This window comes from Halobacteriovorax sp. (assembly GCF_041587335.1).
GTDB lineage: Bacteria > Bdellovibrionota > Bacteriovoracia > Bacteriovoracales > Bacteriovoracaceae > Halobacteriovorax.
Genome location: NZ_JBFGYP010000143.1, coordinates 1 through 6732 on the forward strand (window position 1 = coordinate 1; position 6732 = coordinate 6732).

Here is a 6732-nt window from a genome sequence, read left to right on the forward strand (position 1 = left end):
CTCTAAACACTTCATCAAATGATGAGACTTCAGAGAAATTTATCTTAAAGGGATTATTCGACTGCACTATTGCGCTTTCTTCAATTCTTTCTATTCGATCATTTATTTCAATTGATTGCTGAGAGAATTCAGAACGATATAGGTATATATTCTTGATTCCAATCTCAGAAGACATTTTCACAATAGACTCAAACGCATCTTTTTTTGGTAAACCCAAAAACAAGCTTAGCCGCCTTGAATCTTTTACAAGAACAGATGATATAACTTTAAGAGTTAAAGTCTTTCTATCTATATGAGTGATTTCGACTTCAGACTTGCAGCCATTTCCATTAAGAAGCAGTATTCTTTCAAACTTTTTTATTCTAATCACTTTAATCAGGTGTCTTGCACTATCTCCGTCTAGAGTTAGTTCTTTGCCTATATCATTCTCAGTAATTTCTTTATTTAAAAGTACAGCTCTCATAATTTTTTAAACAACACCGCTGACCAATCATCTTTAATTAAAGTTGATATCATTTCTAAGTCTTTATATTCTTTAACGATTCCATTAACTTGATTATTTAACAATCCAGAAACTATTAAATAACCACCGTTATCCACAGACTCTAATAACAAATCTTTCTCTAAAAGAAGAACATTCTCTAAGATATTTGCAAACACAAGCTTATGTTTTTTATTGCTTTTGAATTTCTCACGACTAACTAAAGTTGTACCACTTAAGTCTTGGCCCTCAAAGTTCAACTCAAGATTTTGTAAACAATTATTAAGAGCTAAAGGGTCAATGTCACAAAACACTACAGGAAGATTTAGTTTCTTTATCGCTGCAATTCCTAAAATACCAGAACCACAACCAAAGTCTAAACAGCTATCATCAGGAGTTAATTCAGGGAGAACCTCCATAAAATGCTTTAAACATAAATATGTTGTCTGATGTTCGCCTGTTCCAAATCCCATTCCAGGATAAATAAAAACACACTCGCTATCCTTTCTTGAAGAGCTCTCCTTCTCCCACTCGGGAATCACTACAAGTTCTTCGTGGACATCGATCTCTGAGTAATGCTTTCTCCACTCTTGATTCCAATCATCCCAAGGCTTCTCTAATAATTCAACGTGTGTTGTAATATCTAAATCTTTAATATGGGCCAAGAATTTCTCAGCCGTGGACTTAGTTTCTTCGCCTTCATAAAAATAATAAACAAGACTTAAATACTCATTACTTGCAACACCATCAACTTCATCAATGACAGAAAAAGGAATATCGCCACCTGAGTAAGCTCTTTCTCCTAATATTTTATCTACTGTAGGTTCATCAATGCTAAACTCTTGAACACCATCACAAGCGTACTCGCCCATGGCCTCATAGTTTAAGTTTTCAATTTTCTCAATTGAAACTTTTTTAAAGACAACTTTTACTTCGAAGAATGTTTTATTACTCACAGTCATTAACCATTTCTAAAAGCGGAAGGAAGCTCCCATTTGGTTGTACATCAATATTTTTTATACAACTTCTTCCAATCCAGACAATATTTGGGTGCCAGAGGTTTATATAAGAATATTCACGATTTGAAATCTCTAAAGCTTGCTTATAGTAATTATTTCTCTTCTTCTCATCTTGCTCTACTGTCGCCTGATCAATGTACTTATCAAACATCTTATTAATGAAATTTCCACGGTTTGCACCATTTGGAGGTACAGACTCGCTATGAAATACAAATCTTAATATCGCAGGCCCTGTAAATCCGACCCATTGACCAATAATTAAGTCAAAGTTCCCCTGCTTAAGGTTTCTGTAGAATGTTCCCCACTCTTGGACCGACACGGTAACGTCGACTCCTCCCTTTTTTAGGAAGTCTTTAATTGTTTCAACTGTTTCAATAGTATTCTTATTGTTTGAAACTCTAAAAATTAAAGATAGCTTTCTACCATCCTTGACCCAAGTCCCCTCTTCATCTTTAGAAAAGCCAGACTCTTTAAATAGCCTCTCACTTTCTTTTGGATTGTATTTATCAAATCCATTTTTTATATACATTGATGTGAATGCTTCAGAGAAAAAACTAGATGCTGGAGTAGCTGTTCCCTTTAGCTTATATTTTATTATTTGCTCTCTCGGTATTAATAATGAAATTGCTTTTCTTACATTTAAGTTCTTTAGAAACTCGTTTTTATGATTCACACCCATATAAATAAGATTAGTACCTTCAACATTATGAAAATCTATTCCTTTTACATTCTCTTTTAACCAAAATAACTTCCTTGGAGAAATAGAAGCCAACGATAAATCTATTTCTTTATTTATCAACTTTAAGGCCAGAGTTGTTTCATCCTTTACTACTTTGAATATAAGGTCCAAGCTTCCCTTTTTAATAGGACTTAGAACTACCTCAAGCTCACTTTCAGACTTTATTTTATATGGTCCTGCTCCAACAATATCTTTAAATGAGATATTTGGAACAATCTTATCTTTTTGAATTTTTACAATTTTTAACAAGGCTAAATCAGAAAGATTATCTGGGTTATATTCATCATATATCAGTTCAACCTGAGATTTATTAATAACATTTACATTTTTTATTCTAGATAAACCAAATCCAAACTTAGATTTTATAACTTCTTTATCTGTAAAATATTTCCATGAGTTATAAACATCTTTTGCACTTACAAGCTCTCCATCCCAAAACTTTACGTCTTTTCTTAGGTCAAAACTAATAATATGCTTTTTACCTTCCATTCTTTCCTTATAGCTTTCGCAAAATCTACAAATAAAGCTCATCTCTTTACTAAAGTCAGTCAGAGTGATGTGGACCAGTCTATTGATATTTTGAGAATTCGCATCTGTTGCATAGAATGGACTTAAATTAGACGGCGCTGATGAAATGGCCATTTTGATCGACTTTGCTTCTATGTTTTTAGAATGTGAGACTAGAGAAATAGTTAATATAAAAATAAATATGCTAAGTTGCTTAAATTGCATTATCATCCCTGTTTTACAACGAGTATTTTTTATCCTCATTATTGATATAAGTGCATATTATTATTATGTTAGCTTAAGTCGACTTTTACAACTTCAATGGAGAATTATTGTGTATCTAATAGGTATCTCAGGTGGCTCAGGCTCTGGAAAAACTACTTTTGCCAATAAGTTAATAAATATGGTCTCAGAAGATATCTCTATACTTCATATGGACTCATACTACCTCCATGATCAACCAAAAGAACACTATACGGCAAAGGGTAATCCTAACTTTGATCACCCTGCGGCCTTTGACTGGGAACTACTTAGAACACACCTCATGTCTTTAAAGAACGGTAATCCTATTGAAGTTCCTGTGTATGACTTTGTTACATCGGCCAGACTTGAAGAAACTAAAACACTAAGGCCCACTGATGTAATAGTATTTGAAGGGATATTCTCTATATTTGATAAAGAGATTAGAGACCTACTAGATATTCGTTGCTTCTTACATGTTGATGCCGACATTCGTATAGCAAGGCGTATAAATAGAGATGTTAATGAAAGAGGCAGAACACTACAATCTGTTATATCTCAATACTATGAAACCGTTAGACCTATGTATAATAAATTTCTTGCCCCTCAAAAAGACTACGCAGACTTTATTATTGGAGAGGAGACTTCAATTGCCGCCTCAATTCTCTCAGCGAAGGTTAATGAGCTTTATCAAGTAGGTGAGTATTGTCTTCAGCAAACAAACTTAAATAGAGGTGAGCTAGACTTAGATGGTCATCAGGTAAACTTGAATCATGAGTAAAAGTATTTTAGATATTCAACCAGTTGGTGGTGTAGGGCAGATTGGCTCTAACATGACGAGATTTATTGGAGAGAATACAAATATAATTGTAGATGCAGGAATACTTTTTCCCAGTGAAGACTTCTTTGATATTAATTATCTTATCCCAGATCTCTCTGAACTAGATAAGAATCCTCCTACAGACTTAGTCATCACTCATGGACACGAAGATCATATTGGTGCAATCGTTCATGTTATCAATAGATACCCAGAGATCACAATCTATGCACCGAGGTTTGCAACACTACTAATTAGAAAGAAATTAGATTACGCCAAAATATCAAAAAAGGTTATAGAGTACCATTCAGATACAGTCATTGAGTTTAATGACTTTGATATTCACCCAATTCATGTGAACCACTCAATACCAGATACTTTTGGCCTACTCGTTAAAGATAAAGAAAATAGACAATGTACATTAATGGTTTCTGATTTTAAAATCGATTCCATCTCACCATATGAAAAAGAATTTGATTTTAAAAAACTTGTTTCTCTCTCAAAAGAATGTAGTAAAAGAATAATTCTAGCAGATAGTACTAATATACTTTCCAATAACTTAAATACTCCTTCTGAGGGAGATGTTCTTCCTAATTTTCAAAGAATATTTAAGGAAGATTATAATAATATTTATCTCACTTGCTTCAGTTCAAATGTTCATAGAGTAATGTCAGTAGTTCAGGCCGCAAAAGAGTCGGGGAGACGTGTTCTTCTCTACGGTAGATCTATGATTAGTTATGCTCAATCTGCAGTAGAAAGGGGATTAATGGATGAATCTGATTTCTATATAGATCAGGCATCTCTTCCTAATAAAAATAAATTAGTTGTTCTCTTAAGTGGATGCCAGGCAGATTTCAGGGGAACGTTTAGAAGAGTAGCAAAAGGCGAGGACACTCACTTTAAACCTACAGAGAAAGATCTTTTCATCTTAAGTTCTAAAGCAATTCCTGGAAATGAGAAGAAAATTTCTCTACTTGAAAATGAAATCACAGAAATGGGAATTGATATTGTATCTGCTAGAGATGAGTTAATTCATGTATCAGGTCACCCTGGAAGAAATGATCTTTTGAAGTTATATGAGAGCTATCAGCCAGACTATATAGTTCCTATTCATGGTGAATCATTATTTCTTAAAAAGCATATCGAATTTATAAATGAAAAATTTCCTTCTGCAACAGCAGTAAAACTTCATAATTTTGACCAAATCACTATCAGCCAACGATTAGAGCTTTCAGTAAATACATCTACTCCTCTCCAGCCAATACTCATTCATGGTAAAGGAATAGAAATAGAAAGAGAAAATATATCTAACCGTAGAAAGCTAGCGACTCAAGGAACAATTTTTATTTCAATAAAAACTGACAGTCTATTAAAGAGGAAAGTTCAATTTAAGTACTCTTTTAATGGTCTACCGAATTCATTTAAAAATAATACTGATGAGTTTGAGTATTTATTAAATAGTGAGCTATCCGGAAGAAAAGTTAAGCTTCTCGAGAGAACGGCAGACGAGATTAGAATTTCAATTAGACGATACGCACAAAACCTTTTGGGCTATAAGCCTATTACCGTTGTCCACTTCGTATAGTTCCGTTATAATTAACGAATGAATCAGACTATAGACACAACATTGATGGTCATCATCATCTTACTTTTAGTTCTAATACTTGTCCTTGTTGTTATAGCCGGGCTAATCTTTATAAATTATTTAAAAAGTACTAAACAACAAAATACGACAACACAAACTACTACTGAAGAGCTCAATCCCGTAACTAAGCCAGGGATAGGAACTTGTAAGAATCATGAGCATAAAAATTCTGTCGGAATATGTGCTATTTGCGAGGAAGAGTTTTGCGTAGATTGCTTAAAGCAAATTGATAAAGTGAACCTTTGTCCTGAGCACTTTAATACTTTTGCAGATAATATTTGGCACCCTATTACAAATCAAAGAACAACACCTGATGACCCAGAAGAGGGTGTTTATATTTATCAGTTTAAGCAACATCTATGGAAAGAAAAAGGAATCCCTTCTTATATCCTTAATGAGTATAAGATCCAGGTTGAAAATGACTACATAGAAACTTACGTTCAACTTCACGTTAAAGAAAATGATCAAGAAGCTCTAAAAAAAGAGATCAATAAATTCAAAGGGAATTTAGCAAATGACAAATGATAATTTAAAAAATGCTATCGATGAAATAATGAATAAAAATAAGGTAAACGCACCAAAGAGATCATTTGATGATAAAAAGATTCTTCAATATGAGTCTGACCTACTTGCTTCAAATGTAAAAATTGATCACGTAATAAAGATGGCAGACCTAATTCCAGGAGAAGGATCTACACCATTTGGTGGAGGTGATTTCACAAGGGAAGACTACGCTCTAAGCTGGCAAAACTGGCAAGAAAAAGGTTACCGTTTTGTACTTACAAATATTAAATATAGTAATTCAAAACTACTAATTGAATGTCCGGAACAATTTAAGAAAGATACTATTTCAATCCTTCCAAATTTTATTGAAAATCTTGCGAAGCAAGTATCAAGTTTAATGGATAAGTAATTTTAATTTTATAGTTAGATTTAAAGGCGCCTACAACGAATCATAGACGCCTTAATATTATTGAGTTGGGGGGCAACTCAATTAGAACTCTGCATTCTTTTGTGAACCACTCTCATCTTTTCTTAAAAAAGATGGAGTATCTAGTTCATCTTCATCAAAGTTAATGAACCCTAATTTCTCAGCAATAGATTTTGCTCTATTTGTAGATGCATTATCTTGATGACTTCTTACTTGAGTATGTTGAGGTTGCTCAACTTTGTTTGTTTCATATCTTGCTGCTGCATCTTTTATAGATTGAGCTAAAGTACCCTGTTGAGTTTCTTCCGTTGCTCTATATGCAGGCTCTTCATTCCAAGACTTTTCTTCTCTCC

The 6732-nt window shown here is 33.4% G+C and carries 8 protein-coding genes; 4 read left to right on the forward strand and 4 right to left on the reverse strand.

The window, feature by feature from the left end:
* The 3 genes from ABX784_RS14530 to ABX784_RS14540 all read right to left on the reverse strand — a co-directional run.
* Positions 1-463, reverse strand: a 463-nt coding sequence (locus ABX784_RS14530; protein ID WP_372655783.1) for an RsmE family RNA methyltransferase, incomplete at its 3' end; no start/stop codon positions are given.
* Positions 460-1443 carry a 50S ribosomal protein L11 methyltransferase gene (locus ABX784_RS14535; RefSeq protein ID WP_372655784.1) on the reverse strand — a complete coding sequence of 328 codons (984 nt, stop codon included), beginning with the start codon at positions 1441-1443 and terminating at the stop codon, positions 460-462. The genes ABX784_RS14535 and ABX784_RS14530, both read right to left, overlap by 4 nt.
* Positions 1430-2971 (reverse strand): ABC transporter substrate-binding protein, encoded by a 1542-nt coding sequence (locus ABX784_RS14540; RefSeq protein ID WP_372655785.1) that lies wholly within the window; start codon positions 2969-2971, stop codon positions 1430-1432. The genes ABX784_RS14535 and ABX784_RS14540 overlap by 14 nt, the downstream gene beginning before the upstream one ends.
* Positions 2972-3080: 109 nt before the next feature.
* Between ABX784_RS14540 and udk the strand changes: the two genes are divergently transcribed.
* Genes udk through ABX784_RS14560 form a run of 4 tightly spaced genes read left to right on the forward strand, consistent with a single transcriptional unit; the run spans position 3081 to position 6361 of the window.
* Positions 3081-3767 (forward strand): uridine kinase, encoded by a 687-nt coding sequence (gene udk, locus ABX784_RS14545; RefSeq protein WP_372655786.1) that lies wholly within the window; start codon positions 3081-3083, stop codon positions 3765-3767.
* A complete protein-coding gene (locus tag ABX784_RS14550) occupies positions 3760-5388 on the forward strand; it encodes a ribonuclease J (protein ID WP_372655787.1) in 1629 nt (542 codons plus the stop codon). The genes udk and ABX784_RS14550 overlap by 8 nt, the downstream gene beginning before the upstream one ends.
* Before the next feature lie 18 nt (positions 5389-5406).
* Positions 5407-5973, forward strand: coding sequence for a hypothetical protein (locus ABX784_RS14555; protein ID WP_372655788.1), 567 nt, complete (start codon positions 5407-5409; stop codon positions 5971-5973).
* Positions 5963-6361 (forward strand): hypothetical protein, encoded by a 399-nt coding sequence (locus tag ABX784_RS14560; RefSeq protein ID WP_372655789.1) that lies wholly within the window; start codon positions 5963-5965, stop codon positions 6359-6361. The genes ABX784_RS14555 and ABX784_RS14560 overlap by 11 nt, the downstream gene beginning before the upstream one ends.
* An 81-nt stretch (positions 6362-6442) precedes the next feature.
* Here ABX784_RS14560 and ABX784_RS14565 read toward each other — a convergent pair.
* The coding region (locus tag ABX784_RS14565; protein ID WP_372655790.1) for a hypothetical protein at positions 6443-6732 on the reverse strand (290 nt) is incomplete at its 5' end.

Excerpts from the sequence above, each read along its gene's own strand:
- ABX784_RS14535 (WP_372655784.1), bottom strand. The coding sequence starts at position 1,443 with ATGACTGTGAGTAATAAAACATTCTTCGAAGTAAAAGTTGTCTTTAAA.
- ABX784_RS14550 (WP_372655787.1), top strand. The coding sequence starts at position 3,760 with ATGAGTAAAAGTATTTTAGATATTCAACCAGTTGGTGGTGTAGGGCAG.
- ABX784_RS14540 (WP_372655785.1), bottom strand. The coding sequence starts at position 2,971 with ATGCAATTTAAGCAACTTAGCATATTTATTTTTATATTAACTATTTCT.
- ABX784_RS14555 (WP_372655788.1), top strand. The coding sequence starts at position 5,407 with ATGAATCAGACTATAGACACAACATTGATGGTCATCATCATCTTACTT.
- ABX784_RS14560 (WP_372655789.1), top strand. The coding sequence starts at position 5,963 with ATGACAAATGATAATTTAAAAAATGCTATCGATGAAATAATGAATAAA.